This is a genomic window from Pseudomonas sp. CFBP 8770, assembly GCF_014841705.1.
GTDB lineage: Bacteria > Pseudomonadota > Gammaproteobacteria > Pseudomonadales > Pseudomonadaceae > Aquipseudomonas.
Genome location: NZ_JACYUL010000010.1, coordinates 12,675 through 31,797, shown reverse-complemented (window position 1 = coordinate 31,797; position 19,123 = coordinate 12,675). Strand labels below are relative to the sequence as shown.

The following is a 19,123-nucleotide window of genomic DNA, read 5'->3' as shown; positions in this document are numbered from 1 at the left end:
GTGCCATGCGCCGGGGCTTTTTTTATGAGCGTCGTTCACCGCCCCTGACAATGATGAGTCAGTTGCGGCTGCTTTCGATCTGCACCAGTTTGCTGCCGACGAACTTCAGGTATTGGCTCATACCGTTCGAAGGTCCGTACACCCACTCTTCTATCGGCAGTTCGACGCGGCGATTGATCGGCCCCGATCGTTCGAAGCCCGTCTGAGCCTTGCTCGCAGGCGCGCCGCATTTCTGTTCGACCTGGACCGTGCGGTCGTTCAGCGACACCAGAGTATTGCCACAACGCATCGTCGAGGCGGCGCTGGCTGTGGTGCACAGTGCCAGCAGCAACGGTACGCAGGTGATCCAAGTCAATTTGTTCATTCGGCATCCAGATGCAGGGGAGTGATGATGCGCCCATCTTTTTCGGCCTGGCCCAGGGCTGCATCGATGAAGTACACACGCTCGTCCGCCAGTTGGCCCTTGTCGACCAGAAAGTCCTTGATACTGCCTGCACGCGCCTGGCCCAACTGACGCAGCAGGGCATTGTTCGACGCCCATGATTTGAGTACCGCCTCGCGCAGCCTGTCGGTGCGGACCTTGCTTTCCAGCTGCTGCCATTCCACCGGCGGCTGGCCCTTGAGGCGAGTGCGGTAGATGGCCTCGAGCATCGCAGGCTTGTCGTCTTCGGGTACTTGCATCTCGGCGGCGGTGGCGGGGACTTTGTCGCCGCGGCGCTGAGCCATCTTATAGTAGGTGCTTTGATACTCGCGCTCCAGGCGCTGTTGGGCAATCAGCGGCCCGTCGCTGGCTTGAGCGCTGGTGCCTTCGATTTCCAGACGCAGTGTGGGGCGTTCCTTCAAGGCCGCCGCAAGCTTCATCAAGGCCGCCTGGGCCTCGGCGCTCAATTCATCCGACCCGGGAAGGAACGACACCGTGCTGAGGTCTTCCGAGCCGCCGCCACTGACCAGTCCACCGATGAACTTGAACGGCGCCTGGGCCGCACGCACCATCAGATTGCGCAGGGTCTGCCAGACGATCGGCATAACGCTGAACTGCGGGCTGTTCAGATCGCCGCTCACCGGGAGTTCGATGGCGATCCTGCCTTGGGAGTCCTTGAGCAGTGCAATGGCCAGCCGCAGCGGCAGATCGACCGCATCGGGGCTGTCGACCTTGTCACCCAGTTGCAGCTGTTCCACCAGCAGCTTGTTCTCTGCCTTGAGCTGACCCTTGGTGATCAAGTAGTGCAAGTCGAGGTTCAGACGGCCCTTGCGGATGCGATACCCGGCGAACTTGCCTGAGTAGGGTGTCAGGGTAGTGAGCTCGACGCGTTTGAAGCTGGTGGTGATATCCAGGCTGGCCATCGGGTCGAACGGATTCAGCGCACCGGCGATGGTCACCGGTGCGTAGCGGTCGACCTTGCCCTGGATGTCGATGCGTGCTGGCTTGGCCTGACGGTTGTCGATCGTACCGATGCGCCCGTTGAGTTGCTGAACCGCCGTGGCAAAGTTCGGAGTGAGGCTGAAGTCGGCAAAGTTGGCCGAGCCATTGTCGATGTCCACGGCGCCGATACGAATACCGAGAGGTTTTTCAGCACCTGCGGGTTTCCCCGCACTGGCCGAGTTGGCGGGCTGCGCGGGTTGCGGGATCAGCAGGTCGTCGATATTGGTGGTACGGTCTTCGTTGATCATGAAGCGTGCGTAAGGCTGTTGCAGCTGCACCCGCTCGATCTCCAGACGATCGCCATGGCGATAGTCGAGACCGTCCAGAGTCAGGTGCTGCCATTTGACGAAATCGCGTTCCTTGAGTGTATCGAGCGTGTGCAACTGATCGATTTCGGCGCGGCCGGACACCGTCATCGCCAAGGGTTCGGTGCTGGTCAGTTGCACAGCAAATTCGCTGTCGAGCATGCCGCTGCGCAGTTCCAGGCGAATCAGCGGGCTGATGTAGGCCTGAGCGACCCGCAGGTCGATGTCCTGGGTGCTGACCTTCAGGCGTGCGGCAACCGGGGCGAGGCTGACCTCGCCGCTGGCCTGCAAGTGGCCTTGCTTGCCCAGCCCGGTGTCCAGCTTGAGGGTGAAGGGAGCGCCATTGAGGCTGTCGAAATCGCGCAGATCCAGGTTGAGGGGGCCAAGCTCCACCGCTACGTTGTCGGTCGGCACGCGGTCTGCCAGATGCACGCGGTAGTCACGCAATTGCACATCCTTGAGCAGAACCTGCCAGGGCTTGGCTGGCGCGGCTGCCGGCTTGCTGGGTGCTGGCGTCTGTGCCTGCACCTGCGCCGTCGTCGGGCTGGCGAACAGCTTTTGCCAATCGAGCTGCCCATTCGCTTCGCGGGCGGCCCAGGTTTCCAGGCCGCGACTGCGTATCTGGCCGACCCTGACCAACTGCTTGACCAGATCGACCGATGTGTCGCTGATCTCCAGGCGCTCGAGCCGCGCCAGGGGGCGGCCATCGGGAGCGGCGATCGCGAAGGGCGCAACGGTCAGGGCTACCTTGTTCAGGGTGAGTTCGGTCTGCTTGGCCAGGTTCAGGTTGTAGTCGGCACTGAGGGTGAACATGCCCTTTTCCAGAACCAGGGGCACGCTGTCACGCACGTACGGCCACCAGACGCTCATCTGCGCATCGGTCACCTTCAGCGAGCCTTGGGAAGACACCGGGCTCAGACCAATTCGCCCGCGCCAGTCGATACGACCGCCTTGAGGACTGTTGGCCACCAGGGTCATGTCGGCGTGATCGTCCGGCAAGGTGCTGAGGTTCTGCAGCTCCAGGTTCATCGAGTCGTAGAGAAACTCGATCGGCTGGCTGGGACGCAGATCCTTGAAGTGCAGATAGCCGTCGACCAGCTTGATACTGCCGATGCGCAATGCGAAAGGTTCGGACGGCGCGTCTTGCGCGGCAGGGTCGCTGGCGGGAAGCTTGAACAAGGTGCTCAGATTGAGCTTGCCGCCTTTGTCGAACAGCACTTCGGTGCGGGGCTTTTCCAGCTCCACGGCAACCAGATGCAGCGCGCCGGTCCACAGGCTGTCCAGTTGCAGATTGGCGTACAGCCGGTCAAAACCGACCTGCTCGGCGCCAGGCTCACCGATTTTCAGCCCCCACAAGGTCAGCTCGAGACTGAACGGATTGAATTCCAGGCGCTGCAACTGGGCAGGAACAGTGGAATAGTCTGCCAGTTGCTGATTGGCAACCCGCAGCGCGATGCCGGGCAGGATCAGGAATCCGAGCAGAGCGTACAGCGCTACCAGTGCCACAAGGGTGGCGGCGGTGCGTTTCAATCCTTTGGACATGGAAAAGAGGCCATCTGACGTGATCGGAGGTGCTTGGAGTATGGCACGTCAATGCGGTTCCTATGACTCAGGCCGCGTAAGTCATGGAATTTTCACCAGTTGCTGTAGGAAAACTAGAAATTCAGGATCAGCGTCTTCAACGGTGGATGGCCGTCGCTGGAAGGGAAATCGGCGGCTGGGCTCAGCACCGCGTATTCACGCACAGGCCGTCCGGCTTTTTCGGCGCAGCGCAGCACTTGATCGCGCCAGTCGTCCAGGCTGACCTTGGCCAAATTGTTGCAGCAGACCAATACGCCGTTGTCGGCCGTGGCAAGGATCGCGGGCTTGAGCAGGCTCTGGTAATCGCGCAGCAGGTCGACCGTGCCGAACGCACTCTTCGCCCAGGCGGGCGGGTCGAGAAAGACCAGATCGTATTGACGTTGCTGCAGGCGCGGATAGTCCGGCAGTTTCTGCCCGCGACGCGCAGTGATGGGCAAGCCGGCCAGCTGCCGAATGGCGGGAAAGTAATCCGACTGGATGAACTGCATGGGCGCAAGATCGGGGTTCAGCGTGCCGTTCTCCGCACCGACCGCCAGGTTGCCTTCGGCAAAGTCCAGGTTGCACACCTCGCGGGCGCCGCCCGCCGCCGCGCTCAGGCCCACGCCGCAGGTGTAGGCGAACAGGTTCAACACGCTTTTGCCAGCACTGTGTCGCTTGACCCAGCCGCGCGCGTTACGCAGGTCGAGGAACAGCAAAGGGTCCTGGCCGGGATGCCGTCCGCGTACGCGATAATTCAAGCCCCATTCGTGTCCGATCATGTCGACCAGCGCCGCCTCTTCGGCACGATACACCCTGTCTTCCCGATCGATCCGCGAGTTGCCTCGTGAACGGTCGTTGTACACCAGCAGCAGCGGCGTCTGCAGGTATTGCTCGACGGCGCCGTGCAGGGCCAGCAGGTCTTCGCGTGTCAGCGTCTGATGAAAGCTTTGGATCAGCAGTTGCGGACCGTAGCGGTCGACGGTCAAGCCACCGGCACCTTCCTGGCTGCCATGGAACAGGCGATAGCAATCAGTGCCCTGTTCATGCAGTTGCTCGAGCAGCGAGGAGCGGACGTCGAGGGCGGCGCGCAGCGCCTGGATCAAAGCGGACATGCACGGTGCCTGACGCAAAAAGAAGGGTGGCAATTCTACATCAATTGCCCGGTGCAACGGGGTATCGAACCACCGCGACGCTGGCTTGCAGCGCCGCGGGATATTCAGGGTCAGCCGCGATGACGACCGCGGAAATAGTTGATCAGGCCCTGGGTAGAAGCATCTTCGGCCAGCGATTCGTTTTCACCGATCAGGCGCTGGTAGACACCCTTGCCCAGCTCCTTGCCCAGTTCCACGCCCCACTGATCGAAGGCGTTGATGCCCCACAGCACGCTCTGCACGAAGACCTTGTGTTCATACATGGCCACCAGGGCGCCCAGGCGACGCGGGCTGATGCGCTCGACCACCAGCGTATTGCTCGGACGGTTGCCGGGAATGACCTTGTGCGGCGCCAGTTTCTGCACCTCGTCTTCGGCCATGCCACGCTCGCGCAGTTCGGCTTCGGACTCGCTGCGGCTCTTGCCCAGCATCAGCGCCTGGCTCTGCGACAGGCAGTTGGCGAACAACCACTGGTGATGGTCGGCGACCGGATTGAAGCTCACCACCGGGACGATGAAGTCGGCCGGGATCATGTGGGTGCCTTGGTGCAGCAACTGGTGATAGGCATGCTGGCCGTTGCAGCCGACGCCACCCCAGATCACCGGGCCGGTATCGATGTTCACCGGCGTGCCGTCCTGGCGCACGCTCTTGCCGTTGGACTCCATGTCCAACTGCTGCAGGTGTTTGGTGATATTGCGCAAGTAATGGTCGTACGGCAGGATCGCGTGGCTCTTGGCATCCCAGAAATTGCCGTACCAGACCCCCAGCAAGGCCAGCAGCACCGGCATGTTCTGTTCGAACGGCGCCGACTGGAAATGCTGGTCCATGGTGTAGGCGCCCGATAGCAGCTCCTTGAAGTTGGCCATGCCGATCGACATGGCAATCGGCAAGCCGATGGCCGACCACAGCGAATAACGCCCGCCCACCCAGTCCCACATCGGGAAGATGTTTTCTTCGCGGATCCCGAACTCGACGGCTGCGGCATTGTTGCTCGACACCGCGATGAAGTGGCGGTAAAGCTCGGCTTCCGAGCCACCCTGGGCCAGGTACCAGCCACGCGCAGCCTGGGCGTTCTTCAGCGTTTCCAGGGTGCTGAACGATTTCGAGGAAACGATGAACAGGGTCGTCTCGGCACGCAGCTTGGCCGACAGCTCGTGGAATTCGCTGCCATCGATGTTGGCCAGGTAGTGGCAGCGCACACCTTTCTGGGCGTACGGCAGCAGGGCTTCGGACACCAGTTCCGGGCCGAGGAAGGAGCCACCGATACCGATGTTCACCACGTCGGTGATCGGCTTCTCGGTATAGCCGCGCCACAGGCCGTCATGGATGCGCGTGACCAGCTCGGTGATCTGGTTGAGCACCTTGTGCACGTCCGGCATCACGTTGACACCGTTGACATTGAGCTTATCGCCCACAGGGCGGCGCAATGCGGTGTGCAAGGCTGGACGGCCTTCGGACGCGTTGAGCAGTTCGCCGGCAAACATCGCCTTGATCGCGCCTTGCAGGTCGACTTCGTTGGCCAGTTGCACCAGCAGGTCGCGGGTCTGGGTGTCGATCAGGTTTTTCGAATAGTCGAGGAACAGGCCGCAGGCGCTCAGGGAGAAATGTTCGAAGCGCTGTGGGTCGGCATTGAAGGCATCGCGCATGCTGAAGTCTTGCATGGCAGCGCGGTGCTCGGTTAGCGCCTGCCAAGCGGGCAGGGTGGTCACGTCATGCGGGGTTCGGTAGTACGCCATCGCTGCAAATTTCCTTTTTCTTGAACTGCCTTTGGACATTGGAACGCTCGGCCGGTTGCGTGCCTGCTGCATCAAAAGATCCAACAGGCGGCCAGGGTGGTTGCGGGCCGCTGATCGGCTGCCAATGCACGGTACGGACGCTGCACCACCTTAAACCGCCGCGCGCGTTCTGTCTGCGCCTAGTGAACGATGCGCGAGGGACTTTCAGGCTGTCGCGGGTCAGCCGTGTTGAGTGTCGTGATCGAGGTCCAGATGCAGGTTGTCGATCAGTCGTGTAGTGCCCAGATTCGCCGCGAGCAGAATTACCAGGTCGCGGTCTTCGGCGGTGGCCGGACGCAGGGTCACCGCATGCCGGATTTCCAGGTACTCAGGAGCGAAGCCGGCTTGGGCAATGACCTGTTTGGCATGGTCCAGCAGCAGCGGGTAATCGCGACGGCCCTGGCTGATCTGGGCCGCCACCTGGCTGAGCACCCGATACAACAGTGGCGCCTGAGCACGCTGCTCCTGGCTCAGATACCCATTGCGCGACGACAGCGCCAGGCCATCTTCGGCGCGCACGGTCGGCTCGCCGATGATCTGAATCGGCATGTTGAGATCGCGCACCAGCGCGCGAATCACGGCCAGTTGCTGGTAGTCCTTCTGGCCAAACACGGCCAGGTCCGGCTGGACCATGTTGAACAGCTTGCTGACCACCGTCGCCACGCCTTCGAAATGACCCGGACGACTGCTGCCGCACAAGCCCTCGGACAACTGCGGAACGCTCACTCGGGTCTGCCCGGCCATGCCGTCGGGGTACATTTCCGCCGCCGAAGGTGCGAACAGCAGGCTGCAGCCTGCCTGCACCAGCCGTTCCTGATCGGCCGCCAGGGTGCGCGGGTACTTGTCCAGGTCTTCGCCGGCGCCGAATTGCAACGGGTTGACGAAGATGCTCGCCACGACGAAATCGACACGCTGGGTGGCCTTGGCGACCAGCGCGGCATGACCGCTGTGCAGGTTGCCCATGGTCGGTACCAGCCCGATACGCTTGCCTTCGCCACGGGCACGGGCCACGGCGGCGCGCAGTTCTCGTACGGTCTTGACGGTGTTCATGAGGCGAATCCATGTTCGGGTGCGGGAAAATCCACCGCCTTGACGGCGGCGACATAGGCGCGCAGGGCGCCGTGAATATCGCTCTGCCCGGTCATGAAGTTTTTCACGAACCGCGGCACGCGGCCGCTCAGGGAGAGCCCGAGCATGTCGTGCAGCACCAGCACCTGGCCGTCGACTGCGCTGCCGGCGCCAATGCCGATTACCGGGATCTTCACCGCCTGGGCAATGTCGGCAGCCAGCTCCACGGGCACGCATTCGAGCAGCAGCATGGCCGCTCCGGCCTGCTCCAGGGCAATGGCATCGGCACGCATCTGGCGTGCCTGGATGTCCTGGCGGCCCTGTACCTTGTAGCCGCCCAGCAGGTTCACCGATTGCGGGGTCAGCCCCAGGTGAACGCAGGCCGGAATGCCACGCTCGGCCAGCAGGCGCACCGACTCGGCGAGCCAGGCAGCGCCTTCGAGCTTGACCATGTGCGCGCCGGCCTGCATCAACAGCGCACTGTTGGCAAGGGTTTGCTCGCAGGTGGAATAGGCCATGAAAGGCAGGTCGGCAACGATGAAGGCGCCTTGGTTGCCACGTTTCACGCAGCCGACATGGTAGGCCATGTCCGCCACGGTCACGGGCAACGTACTGTCATGCCCCTGCAGCACCATGCCCAGCGAATCGCCCACCAACAATACTTCGACGCCGGCCGCGCAGGCGGCGTGGGCGAACGTCGCGTCGTAGCAGGTCAGCATGGTGATCTTTTCACCCTTGAGCTTGAGGCTCTGCAGGGCGGTCAGGGTAAGTTCGGGCATGAAAAGTATCCTCGGGCTGGCGCTGTATCGACACAACATCATCTGTCGTGATGTTTGGAAACCCACTCATAAAGGTTGGTTTCGCGCCGTTTGGCACCTCGGGGGTGCGACGGGCCGCCTATAGTCGTGAGCACGACCGGGGATGTCAATTGGGTTGAAGGCTTCTGCGTGGGCAGAGCCCGCTGCCACGGGTTCCGTGTGGGATCCACCTCTTTGTGCATAGAGCCCGCTCCCACAGGTTCCCTGTGGGAGCGGGCTCTGCCCGCGAAGAGGCCCTACCTGAGCTACTGTCTTTCCAGCCCCGCGAACGGGCAGGCGGCCAGCAGCGCGCGCAGGCTGCGGCCGTCCGCCAGTATGAAGCCCTCGTCCACCAGTTCGGCCAACGGGTACAGCACGAACGCGCGCGCTTGCAGATGATAGTGCGGCACCTTCAAACGGGGTTCGTCGATCACCCGATCGGCATAGGTGATGATATCCAGGTCCAGGGTGCGCGGCCCCCAGCGCTCGATACGTTCACGACCCTGCTCGTTCTCGATCGCCTGCAGTGCATCGAGCAGCGGCAGGGGAGCCAGCTCGGTGTCAAGGGCTGCCACGGCATTGGTATAGCGGGGCTGGCCGGGTAACAGTGAATCGCTGGTGTAGAACGAAGAAACCGCTGTCAACGTGGTGTCCGGCAAGGCAGCCAGGGCCCGCAGCGCCTCATGCAGTTGCCGTTGCGGGCTGTCCAGGTTGCTGCCCAGGCCGATGTGCACGCGCTGCATGTTACTCGTCGCCATCCGCGCGCTTGCGCTTGGTGCCGGTACGGCGACGTTTGCGTGGCGCACCGGTCTCGTCCTTGCCGCCCAGGTCTGCGATCATCTCGCGGCGTTCACTGTCGTTGCAGTCCTGATAGTCGGTCCACCACTCACCCAGGCCTTCGGTCTCTTCGCCGGCCTTTTCGCGCAGCAGAAGGAAATCGTAGCCGGCGCGGAAACGCGGATTGTCGAGCAACAGGTCGGCACGTTTGCCGCTGCGGCGCGGCAGGCGCTCCTGCATGTCCCAGATCTCGCGAATCGGGATGGTGAAACGCTTGGGAATGGCGACGCGCTGACATTGCTCGGCAACCAGTTCATGGGCTGCTTCCTGCATTGCCGGGATCGGCGGCATGCCGCGGCTCTGCAGACGCAGTACGCGCGCCGGCAACGCTGGCCAGAGCAGGGCGGCGAACAGGAAGGCTGGCGTGACCGGCTTGCCTTGCTTGATGCGCAAGTCAGTGTTGCGCAGTGCTTCGCTGATCAACGTATGGGTATAGGTCGGGGTGTCTTCCAGCGCCTGCGTGGTGGCTGGAAACAGCGAATCGAACAGGTGCAGGTCGACCAGCATCTCGAACGTGTCGGCGGCATGACCGGACAGAAACAGCTTGAGCACTTCTTCGAACAGCCGCGCCGAGGGTATTTCGCGCAGCATCGGCGCCAGCTCGCGAATCGGCGTGGCCGTGTGCTTCTCGATGCCGAAATCCAGCTTCGCGGCGAAGCGCACGGCGCGCAGCATGCGCACCGGATCTTCCTGGTAACGCTGGGTCGGATCACCGATCAGGCGAATCAGACGGTTGCGCACGTCGTGTACGCCATTGGCGTAGTCCAGAATGCGCTCGCTGACCGGATCGTAGTACAGCGCATTGATGGTGAGGTCGCGGCGCTGGGCGTCGTCTTCCAGGGTGCCGTAGACATTGTCGCGCAGGATGCGTCCGCTCTCGCTGCTCGAGGAGCGATGCACATCCTGTTCGTCATCTTCTTCCGGGTGATTGGCCCGGAAAGTCGCGACTTCGATGATCTCGCGGCCGAAATGGATGTGCACGAGCTTGAAGCGTCGGCCAATCACTCGGGCGTTGCGAAACTCGGCACGTACCTGCTCGGGCGTGGCGCTGGTAGCGACGTCGAAATCCTTGGGCACGATGCCCAGCATGAGGTCACGTACGCAACCGCCCACCAGATAGGCCTGGTAGCCGGCAGTCTGCAGGCGTTCGACGATGCCCACGGCGTGGCGGCTGAACTGGCTGCGCTGCAGCGAGTGTTGGCCAGCATTGAGCACTTCGGGCGTGGTACGCCGGTGCTGCGGATGACGCGCGGGAGTATTCAAAGACTTGAACAGCTTCTTCAGCATGGGATGCACTGTTTGAAGGGATTTTCGGCCATATACGAAGAACGACCGCATGATGGGCGGGGATTCTAGCATTTAGTCGAGGGATGGTGTAGGAGGCTGCACCGGTCGGCGCAAGCGGCAGGACAAAAGCCGGAAACTACAAGGGGAGCCGAAGCTCCCCAAGAAGTAGTCGCGTGCTCTGTTTTTGTTTTTTGTCGGGCTTTTTGTTTTTGTTGAGTGCCCAGCCCACCGAACCTGGGTTCGGGGGTGTCTCCCTATTCGGGAGCAAGAGCAAACGGATTGCTTTGGTCGCTGTGCTGTGATGATCAATGTGATCCAACCAGTTCTGGCATCTGCTTCAAAGCAGTTGTTGTAGTTCTCTGCCTGGCTGCGGGTTTCCCCGAATACAACGCCTCTCCAAAAGAATCAGTTAGCTGCGCCTCCGCCGTGTTGTTCTTGTTATGCGTGAGTCGATTCGTCTTGTTCTTGTTATGGATTTGCTTGCTTGTTGTTGTTCTTGTACCAGAGATATAGCAGGTCCCATGCCAACTTTTGCAAACCCTTGCAGAACAGGGCTTTGCGTGTCCCAGGGCGGTGCTCGAAGGCTGAAATCGACCCTGGATTCGTTACCGATGGAACCGTGTCTTGTTACGTCGCAAGCCTAGGGTAACAGTTTGTCACGGCTACCCGTCAACCCGCGCAAACCCGCGGGCTAGAGCTGAAACGTATCAGCTTTCGCTGGCCACGCTCGACTTGCGCCGTGGGATCCCCAAGCGCTGACGACGCTCCCACAGGCACTTTCGGCTGACGCCCAATTTGCGCGCCAGTTCGGTCTCGGTCATGTGGTCTTGATGCTCCAGCACGAAGTGCTGGAAGTAATCTTCCAGAGAAAGATCTTCGGTAGGGTCGTGGGCGGTATTGTTTGCCCCGTTCTGCTGGGAAGGCAGGCCGACGAAGTCGTCGGTGTCCTGCAGGTCGGCCAGTTCGATGTCGATGCCCAGCAACTCGGCCGATATCTCGGTGCTCTCGCTGAGGATCACCGAGCGCTCGACGGCATTTTCCAGTTCGCGCACGTTACCCGGCCAGGAATACTGACGAATCGCCTGCTCGGCGTCGGCGGCGAAACGCAGGTCGGTACGTCCGATCCGGGCGCTCTGGCGAATCAGGAACGCCTTGGCAATTTCGCCGACATCGGCGCCGCGCTCGCGCAGGGGGGGTAACTTCAAGGCAATCACGTGCAGTCGGTAATAAAGGTCCTCGCGAAACTGCCCCAGCTTGGCCAGGCTTTTCAGGTCCCGGTGGGTTGCGGCAATCAGGCGAACGTCGACCTTCTGCGATTGCACCGAACCCACGCGGCGAATCTCGCCTTCCTGCAGCACGCGAAGCAAGCGCGCCTGGGCCTCGAGGGGCAACTCGCCGATCTCGTCGAGAAACAGCGTTCCGCCATCGGCAGCCTCGACCAGCCCGGCGCGTCCGGCGCTCGCGCCGGTGAACGCGCCTTTCTCATGACCGAAGAGCTCGGATTCGATCAGTGTTTCCGGGATCGCCGCACAGTTCACCGAGATCATCGGCGCCTTGGCACGTTTGGACAGGTTGTGCAGTGCCCGCGCGACCAGCTCCTTGCCGGTGCCGGACTCACCCTGGATGAGCACGTTCGAATCGGTCGGGGCGACCTTGCGAATCTTGCTGTAGAGGTCCTGCATGGGCGGGCAGGAGCCGATGATGCCGATATCGCCATTGGCATTCTGCGCGGCGGGCTTTTCCGCGCCGGCCTTGTTCGCCGGGCGCTCTGCCGCTGCCGCAGGTGCGTTGTGGCGATCGCGCAGGATACGCGCGGCGGCCTGCAGCATTTCATCGTGGTCGAAGGGCTTGGCGATGTAGTCGACTGCGCCCATTTTCATCGAGTCCACTGCCGAGCGCAGGCTGGCGTAGCTGGTCATGATGAGCACCGGTGTGCCCTCGCCCAGCTTGATCAGTTCGGTGCCTGGGGCACCCGGCAGGCGCAGGTCGCTGATGATCAGGTCGAACGATGCGATGCTGAACCGCTCCTGCGCTTCCTGCACGGAGCCGGCCTCACTGACCTGATACTGGTTGCGTTCGAGCAGGCGACGCAGGGCAGATCGAATGATGGTTTCGTCTTCGACGATCAAAATATGCGGCATTGATTCAATTCTCTCGACGGTCTCAGTTCACAGCGGACGTCGCTTCGACATGACGCGGCAATGTCACCCGAATTCGGGTACCGCGCTGGCTCTGGGGATCGGCCGGGCTGTCGATGGTGATCTGTCCATAATGCTCTTCAACGATGGAATAGACCAGAGCGAGCCCCAGTCCGGTTCCTTCGCCCGGGTCCTTGGTAGTGAAGAACGGTTCGAATAACCGATCCATGATGTTCTTGGGAATGCCGCTGCCTTCGTCTTCGACGATGAGGTCGACGGTGTGTTCGCACGCTTCGGTCTTGACCCGTACCGCGCCTCCGGCCACCGAGGCATCCCGGGCATTGGACAACAGATTGATCAGCACCTGGGCCAGGCGTTGTGGATCACCCACGGCCCAGTGCTCCGGATCGCACAGGTTGTAGAACTGGATCTCGAAGTTGCGCCTGTTCAGCGCCAACAGGCCGATGGCATCTTGCGCCACCTGGGCCAGGTTGACCGGCTCGTCGCTGTGCTGGTGGCCGCCGGCGTGGGCAAAGCTCATCAGCGACTGGACGATGCGCGACACACGCTTGGTCTGCTCGAGAATCTGGCTGCTCAGTTCGGTGATCTCGTTGTCTTCCTCGCGCTCCTCGCGCAGGTTCTGCGCCAGGCAGGCGATGCCGGTGATCGGGTTGCCGATCTCGTGGGCGACCCCGGCCGCCAGCCTGCCGATGCTGGCCAGGCGCTCGGAGTGCACCAGCTTGTCCTCGAGCATCTGCGTTTCGGTAAGGTCCTCGACCAACACTACCAGCCCGCTGTTGCCCGGAGCGAGCGGCTCGTCGATGGCGGCTTTGTGCAGGTTCAGCCAGCGTGTCTGCCCATCCAGTGCCAGGCGTTGCTTGTGCAGGTGCTCATCGGGCACGTTGATGAAGTCGATCAGCAGGCTGCGCCATGGCTGGCTGATGGTTACCAGGCGCGAGCCGACCACACGCTGGGCGGGCACGCCGGTCAGGTCTTCCATGGCCTTGTTCCACATCAGGATCTCCTGGTCCTTGGCCAGCGAGCAAACGCCCATGGGCAGTTCCTGCAGGGTCTGCCGATGATAGCGACGCAGCGCATCGAGCTCGGCGGCAAGGCCGGTCAGGCGCGAGTGATAATCTTCCAGCCGGCTTTCGATGAAGTGGATGTCCTCGGTGACATAGTTCTCGCTGCCTGATTTATAGGGCAGGAACGTCTCGACCATGTCTTGCGCCACGCTGGGGCCCATGAGCCCGGACAGGTTGGCCTCGATCCGGTCGCGCAGACGCCGCAATGCGTAGGGTCGGCGCTCGTCGAAGGGCAGGTAGAGGTCGCGCAGGGCCTGTTCCACCTCGCGCTGGGCGGCCTTGGCGCCCAGTGGTTTGGCCAGTTGCGTGGCGAACTCCTGGGGCGAGGCAGCATGCAGTTCGCGTCGCTGCGGGCGGCGCACGTTATCCACCGCACAGGCTTCGGCAGCACTGACTTCTTCGCTGCTGGCGGCAGTGAACAGCGAGATCAGCGTGAACAGCAGCACGTTGGCAGCCAGCGAAGCGATGGCTGCCATGTGCCAGCTGGTATCGTCGAGCACGTAGATCATGTTCAAGCGCGGAATGTAGAAGCCTTGCAGGTTGCCGATCAGCGGCAGCAGCATGGTCACCAGCCAGACAGCCATGCCGGCCAGCAGACCGGCGATGAATCCGCGTCGGTTGGCGGTGGGCCAGTACAGCACCGACAGCACGCCCGGCAAAAACTGCAGCGTGGCGACAAAGGCGACGATCCCCAGGTGTGCAAGGTCCTGCTTGGCGCCCAGCAGCAGGTAGAAGGCATAGCCGGCCATGATGATGGCGACGATCAGCGCGCGCCGTGTCCATTTCAACCAGCGGTAGATGTTGCCTTCGGCCGGCGGCTGATACAGCGGCAGCACCAGGTGGTTGAGCATCATGCCGGACAGCGCCAGGGTGGTGACGATGATCAGCCCGCAGGACGCGGAAAGCCCGCCCACATAAGCCAGCAGCGCCAACGATTTGCTGTTGGCGGCAATGCCGATGCCCAGGGTGAAGAACTCCGGACTGGTCGTCGCGCCCAGGCGCAGGCCGGCCCACAGGATCAGCGGCACCGCCAGGCTCATCAGCAGCAGGAACAGCGGCAGGCCCCAGCTGGCACTGACCAGCGCACGCGGATTGAGGTTTTCGGTGAAGACCATGTGATACATGTGCGGCATGACGATCGCCGAGGCGAAGAACACCAGCAGCAGCGTGCGCCAAGGTCCCTCTTGCAGCGGCGCATGCAGCGAAGCCAGGGCCGCCTGGTTCTGCAGCAGCCATTGCTCCAGATCGTGCGGGCCGTCGAACACCCCGTACAGGGCATACAGACCGATCCCGCCCAGGGCGATCAGCTTGATGACGGATTCGAAGGCGATGGCAAATACCAGGCCTTCATGCTTCTCGCGGGTGGCGATGTGGCGTGAGCCGAAGAAGATCGTGAACAGCGTGATCAGCACGCAAAAGCTGAACGCCACGCGGTTCTGTACCGGTTCGCGGGTCATGATGCCTATCGAATCGGCCACGGCCTGAATCTGCAACGCAAGCAGGGGCAGTACGCCGACCAGCATGAACACCGTGGTCAGCGCGCCGGCCCAGGTGCTGCGAAAGCGAAACGCGAAAAGGTCCGCCAGCGACGACAGCTGGTAGGTGCGGGTGACCTTGAGTATCGGATACAGCAACACCGGCGCCAGCAGAAACGCGCCGGAAACCCCCAGGTAGCAGGCCAGAAAACCATAGCCGTACTGATAGGCCAGGCCCACGGTGCCGTAGAACGCCCAGGCGCTCGCGTAGACACCCAGCGACAAGGTGTAGGTCAGCGGATGGCGGATGATTGCCCGGGCGATCATGCCGCGCTCGCTGACCCAGGCCACGGCGAACAGCACCAGCAGGTAGGCTGCGCTGACCAGCAGCATCTGGGTAAGGCTAAAGCTCATCGGCGTCACGCTGGCTCTGCAGGATAAAGGTCACCACGATCAGAATCAGCCACAGCAGGTAAGGTCGGTACCACGCGCCGGTGGGCTCGATCCACCAGTCCATGATGGCGGGGGAGAACAGGTAGATCCCCACCACCAGAAGCAGGACCAAACGATAGATATACATGCTGGCCTCGGGGTAGGGTAAGTGTGCGGAAACAGTGCGGCGATGGTAGCGGATCGGCGTGTCGCTGCGAAGAGCCGGGCACCAGCGGATCACTACTCCAACTGCGCCTCTGCCACCGTGCGCACACGGGGAATCGCACCGCTGTCCCAGTGCTCCACACCCCAGCGCAACACGTCTTGCACACCGCCATGCGCCAGGTCTGCGTCGGGCCGCTGGCCCAGCGCGCGCAAGGCCCGCACCAACAGCGCAGCGGCCTGATCCGCATCCAAAGGCGGCGACCGGTAGCTTTTGCCCAGCTTGTTGCCATCGGGTTGGATGATCAGGGGAACATGCAGGTAACGCGGCTGCGGCAACCCAAGCAGCTCCTGCAGATACAAATGGCGCGGCGTCGAATCGAGCAGATCGGCACCGCGAACGATGTCGGTCACTCCCTGCCACGCGTCGTCCAGCACCACCGCCAATTGATAGGCATACAGGCCGTCGCGACGACGAATGACAAAATCCCCCGACTCGTCTCCCAAATGTTGTGAATACATCCCCTGTACGCGGTCCTCGAATCGATACCGCAGTTCGGGGACGCGCACGCGGATGGCGGCAGCCTGCGTGGAGTGTCCGGCATTGCGGCACGTGCCGGGGTAGATCCCTCCATAAGGTTCAAGCTGCTTGCGTGAGCAGGTGCAGGCATAAGCCAGTCCCTGTGCCAACAGGCGGTCGATTATCTGTTGGTAGGCCGCATGCCGCTGGCTCTGGTAGACCACCTCGCCATCCCACTGCAATCCGTAGCGTTCCAGGGTCTTGAGGATGGCCGTCTGCGCACCGGCGACTTCCCGGGGCGGATCCAGGTCCTCCATGCGCAGCAGCCAGCGACCACCTGCGGCGCGCGCGTCCAGCCATGAGGCCAGGGCGGCCACCAGGGAGCCGAAATGCAGGTAGCCGCTCGGGGTCGGAGCAAAGCGACCTATATAAGGAAGGGTAGTCATGGGTGCGGGATTCTACGGGCAATACAAAAACAAAAGGACGCCGTGGCGTCCCTTTGTCGACAGGTCATTTGCCGACCTGTTTTTCCTTGATTTCCGCCAAGGTCTTGCAGTCGATGCACAGATCGGCGGTCGGACGTGCCTCGAGACGGCGAATGCCGATCTCGATGCCGCAGGATTCGCACCAGCCGTACTCTTCGTCTTCGATCAACTGCAGCGTCTTGTCGATCTTCTTGATCAGCTTGCGCTCGCGATCGCGCGCGCGCAGTTCGAGGCTGAATTCCTCTTCCTGGCTGGCCCGGTCGGCCGGGTCTGGAAAGTTGGCGGCTTCATCCTTCATGTGGTCGACAGTGCGATCCACTTCCTGCATCAAGTCTTGTTTCCACTTGTTCAGGATCTTGGTGAAGTGAGCACGCATCGGCGCGCCCATGTATTCCTCGCCCTTCGTCGCAACGTAGGGAGCGAAGCCGGAAAAGTTGCCAGTACTTTGTTGCTTTTCATTGGTGGGCATGAATCAACCGCCTCTCGCTCTACTAATCCATTGCGCAGGATGATCCCTCTCCGACACCCGCCGGCCCTGCGACTGCAAGCCGGCGAACTTACCAGATCGAACCAGCACGCGCTACTCCCGGTTGTCGTGCCCGGAACGCCTGCGTCGCAGGCACGATGTGGTGGGTTTCGATCGCACGTTCGGCGAAACGTTCGATGCAAAGGTTGGGTAGAATCGGCTTTTCTTCGTCGCAGGGAATACCCATGGCTCCGCTCTACAGCGCCCGCAGTCGCGCCATCGAACCTTTTCACGTGATGGCGCTGCTGGCCCGTGCCAATGAACTGCAGAGCCAGGGTCATGACGTGATCCACCTGGAAATCGGTGAACCAGACTTCACCACGGCGGCCCCTATCGTTGCCGCCGGCCAGGCCGCATTGGCCGCTGGCCATACCCGCTACACCGCAGCACGAGGGCTGCCGGCGCTGCGCGAGGCGATCGCCGGTTTCTACCGGCAGCGTTACGGCCTGGACATCGACCCGCAGCGCATCATGATCACGCCGGGCGGCTCTGGAGCCTTGCTGCTGGCCGCCAGCCTGCTGGTCGATCCGGGCAAGCACTGGCTCCTGGCAGACCCCGGCTACCCGTGCAATCGGCATTTTCTGCGCTTGGTCGAGGGCGCCGCGCACCTGGTGCCGGTAGGCCCCGAACAACGCTATCAGCTCAATGCCCAACTGGTGGAGCAGCACTGGGACGAGCACAGCGTCGGTGCCTTGGTGGCATCGCCTGCCAACCCTACCGGCACGCTCCTGAACAAGGCCGAACTGAGCGCATTGAGCCAAGCCGTCAAGGCGCGGCAGGGTCATCTGGTGGTCGACGAGATCTACCACGGCTTGACCTATGGCACGACGGCCACCAGCGTGCTCGAAGTGGACGACGACGCTTTCGTCCTGAATAGTTTTTCCAAGTATTTCGGAATGACCGGATGGCGGCTCGGCTGGTTGGTCGCGCCGCCCCAAGCCATCCCTGAGCTGGAAAAACTGGCGCAGAATCTGTACATCAGCGCACCGAGCATGGCGCAGTATGCAGCATTGGCCTGCTTCGAACCGGCTACGCTGGAGATCTTCGAGCAGCGCCGCGAAGCCTTCGGTCACCGCCGTGACTATCTGTTGCCCGCCTTGCGTGCCCTGGGCTTTGCGATTGCAGTGGAGCCTGAAGGTGCGTTCTACCTGTATGCCGATATCAGTGCATTCAGCGACGATGCCTTTGCGTTCTGCCAGCATTTCCTGGAAACCGAGCACGTGGCCTTCACGCCCGGCCTGGATTTCGGCCGCTACAAGGCCAGTCACCATGTCCGTTTCGCCTATACCCAAAGTCTCCCGCGGTTGGAGCAGGCTGTCGCGCGGATTGCCCGTGGCCTGCAAAGCTGGCAGGCGCGATGATTTTTTCGCCGGCCCTGGAGCAGGGGCGTCTGATCCAGCGCTACAAACGGTTTCTGGCCGACATCGAACTTGAGAGCGGTGAGCGGATGACCATCCATTGTCCCAACACCGGCTCGATGCTCAACTGCATGATGCCCGGTGGCCGCGTGTGGTTCACCCGCTCCAGCGACCCCAAGCGCAAGCTTCCAGGCACATGGGAGATCGGCGAAACACCGCAAGGTCGGCTGGCATGCATCAATACCGCGCGGGCCAACGCTCTGGTCGAGGAGGCGTTGCACGCAGGTCGCATACCGGAGCTTGCCGGCTTCGTTGCGCTCAAACGCGAAGTGCCTTATGGCCAAGAGCGGAGCCGTATCGACTTTCGCCTGGATTACCCGGATGCCGTGGCGTGGGTTGAAGTGAAGAGTGTGACCCTGGGCTTTGCCGACAGCCGTGTCGCGGCGTTTCCCGACGCTGTCACCCAACGCGGTGCGAAGCACCTGCGCGAGCTGGCCGTATTGGCGCGGGGCGGGGTGCGGGCCGTGCAGTTGTATTGCGTCAACCTCGATGGGGTGGACGCTGTACGCCCGGCCACCGAGATTGACCCAGGCTACGCATTGGCATTGCGCCAGGCAGTGGACGCCGGTGTTGAAGTACTGGCCTACGGTGTGCATCTGGATACATGCGAGATTTTCATCGACCGGCGCCTGCCGGTGAATCTGCAAGGCTGAGTGGACGGGCCTCCACAAAAGTCGAG

General features: G+C 62.2%; 15 protein-coding genes. 2 read left to right on the top strand and 13 right to left on the bottom strand.

Translation table 11 applies throughout. The features are described 5' to 3' along the window. Positions 1 to 58 precede the first annotated feature (58 nt). From IFT98_RS19600 to dksA, 13 genes are all read right to left on the bottom strand, one after another. Positions 59 to 364: a DUF2845 domain-containing protein gene (locus IFT98_RS19600; RefSeq protein WP_192051241.1), complete on the bottom strand. Its 306-nt coding sequence runs from the start codon at positions 362 to 364 to the stop codon at positions 59 to 61. Further along, positions 361 to 3,270, bottom strand: coding sequence for a DUF748 domain-containing protein (locus IFT98_RS19595; RefSeq protein ID WP_192051239.1), 2,910 nt, complete (start codon positions 3,268 to 3,270; stop codon positions 361 to 363). Before IFT98_RS19595 ends, IFT98_RS19600 begins: the two co-directional genes overlap by 4 nt. Before the next feature lie 113 nt (positions 3,271 to 3,383). Beyond that, entirely contained in the window at positions 3,384 to 4,400 is a 1,017-nt protein-coding gene (locus IFT98_RS19590; RefSeq protein WP_192051237.1) for a class I SAM-dependent rRNA methyltransferase, read from the bottom strand. A 110-nt stretch (positions 4,401 to 4,510) separates the two neighbouring features. Beyond that, positions 4,511 to 6,175 (bottom strand): glucose-6-phosphate isomerase, encoded by a 1,665-nt coding sequence (pgi, locus tag IFT98_RS19585; protein WP_122796332.1) that lies wholly within the window; start codon positions 6,173 to 6,175, stop codon positions 4,511 to 4,513. 219 nt (positions 6,176 to 6,394) lie between these two features. Then, entirely contained in the window at positions 6,395 to 7,264 is an 870-nt protein-coding gene (panC, locus tag IFT98_RS19580) for a pantoate--beta-alanine ligase (RefSeq protein ID WP_192051235.1), read from the bottom strand. Then, complete coding sequence (gene panB, locus IFT98_RS19575) at positions 7,261 to 8,061, bottom strand: 3-methyl-2-oxobutanoate hydroxymethyltransferase (protein WP_122796331.1); 801 nt, start codon at positions 8,059 to 8,061, stop codon at positions 7,261 to 7,263. The genes panC and panB overlap by 4 nt, the downstream gene beginning before the upstream one ends. A gap of 284 nt (positions 8,062 to 8,345) precedes the next feature. Beyond that, positions 8,346 to 8,822 carry a 2-amino-4-hydroxy-6-hydroxymethyldihydropteridine diphosphokinase gene (folK, locus tag IFT98_RS19570; RefSeq protein WP_192051233.1) on the bottom strand — a complete coding sequence of 159 codons (477 nt, stop codon included), beginning with the start codon at positions 8,820 to 8,822 and terminating at the stop codon, positions 8,346 to 8,348. A gap of 1 nt (position 8,823) precedes the next feature. After that, positions 8,824 to 10,203: a polynucleotide adenylyltransferase PcnB gene (locus IFT98_RS19565; RefSeq protein ID WP_192051231.1), complete on the bottom strand. Its 1,380-nt coding sequence runs from the start codon at positions 10,201 to 10,203 to the stop codon at positions 8,824 to 8,826. A gap of 707 nt (positions 10,204 to 10,910) precedes the next feature. Next, entirely contained in the window at positions 10,911 to 12,344 is a 1,434-nt protein-coding gene (locus IFT98_RS19560; protein ID WP_122800109.1) for a sigma-54-dependent transcriptional regulator, read from the bottom strand. A gap of 22 nt (positions 12,345 to 12,366) precedes the next feature. Then, a complete protein-coding gene (locus tag IFT98_RS19555; protein WP_192051230.1) occupies positions 12,367 to 15,315 on the bottom strand; it encodes a sensor histidine kinase in 2,949 nt (982 codons plus the stop codon). Further along, entirely contained in the window at positions 15,305 to 15,481 is a 177-nt protein-coding gene (locus IFT98_RS19550; RefSeq protein WP_003250005.1) for a hypothetical protein, read from the bottom strand. Before IFT98_RS19550 ends, IFT98_RS19555 begins: the two co-directional genes overlap by 11 nt. A gap of 92 nt (positions 15,482 to 15,573) precedes the next feature. Continuing rightward, positions 15,574 to 16,461 carry a tRNA glutamyl-Q(34) synthetase GluQRS gene (gluQRS, locus tag IFT98_RS19545; protein ID WP_192051228.1) on the bottom strand — a complete coding sequence of 296 codons (888 nt, stop codon included), beginning with the start codon at positions 16,459 to 16,461 and terminating at the stop codon, positions 15,574 to 15,576. Between the two features lie 64 nt (positions 16,462 to 16,525). Beyond that, positions 16,526 to 16,969, bottom strand: a complete 444-nt coding sequence (gene dksA / locus IFT98_RS19540) for an RNA polymerase-binding protein DksA (protein WP_122480168.1) — start codon at positions 16,967 to 16,969, stop codon at positions 16,526 to 16,528. Between the two features lie 242 nt (positions 16,970 to 17,211). Here dksA and IFT98_RS19535 point away from each other — a divergent pair, with 242 nt between their 5' ends. Both IFT98_RS19535 and sfsA read left to right on the top strand, forming a co-directional pair. Further along, a complete protein-coding gene (locus IFT98_RS19535) occupies positions 17,212 to 18,387 on the top strand; it encodes a pyridoxal phosphate-dependent aminotransferase (RefSeq protein ID WP_192051226.1) in 1,176 nt (391 codons plus the stop codon). Then, entirely contained in the window at positions 18,384 to 19,097 is a 714-nt protein-coding gene (sfsA, locus tag IFT98_RS19530) for a DNA/RNA nuclease SfsA (RefSeq protein ID WP_192051225.1), read from the top strand. The genes IFT98_RS19535 and sfsA overlap by 4 nt, the downstream gene beginning before the upstream one ends. Positions 19,098 to 19,123 lie beyond the last annotated feature (26 nt).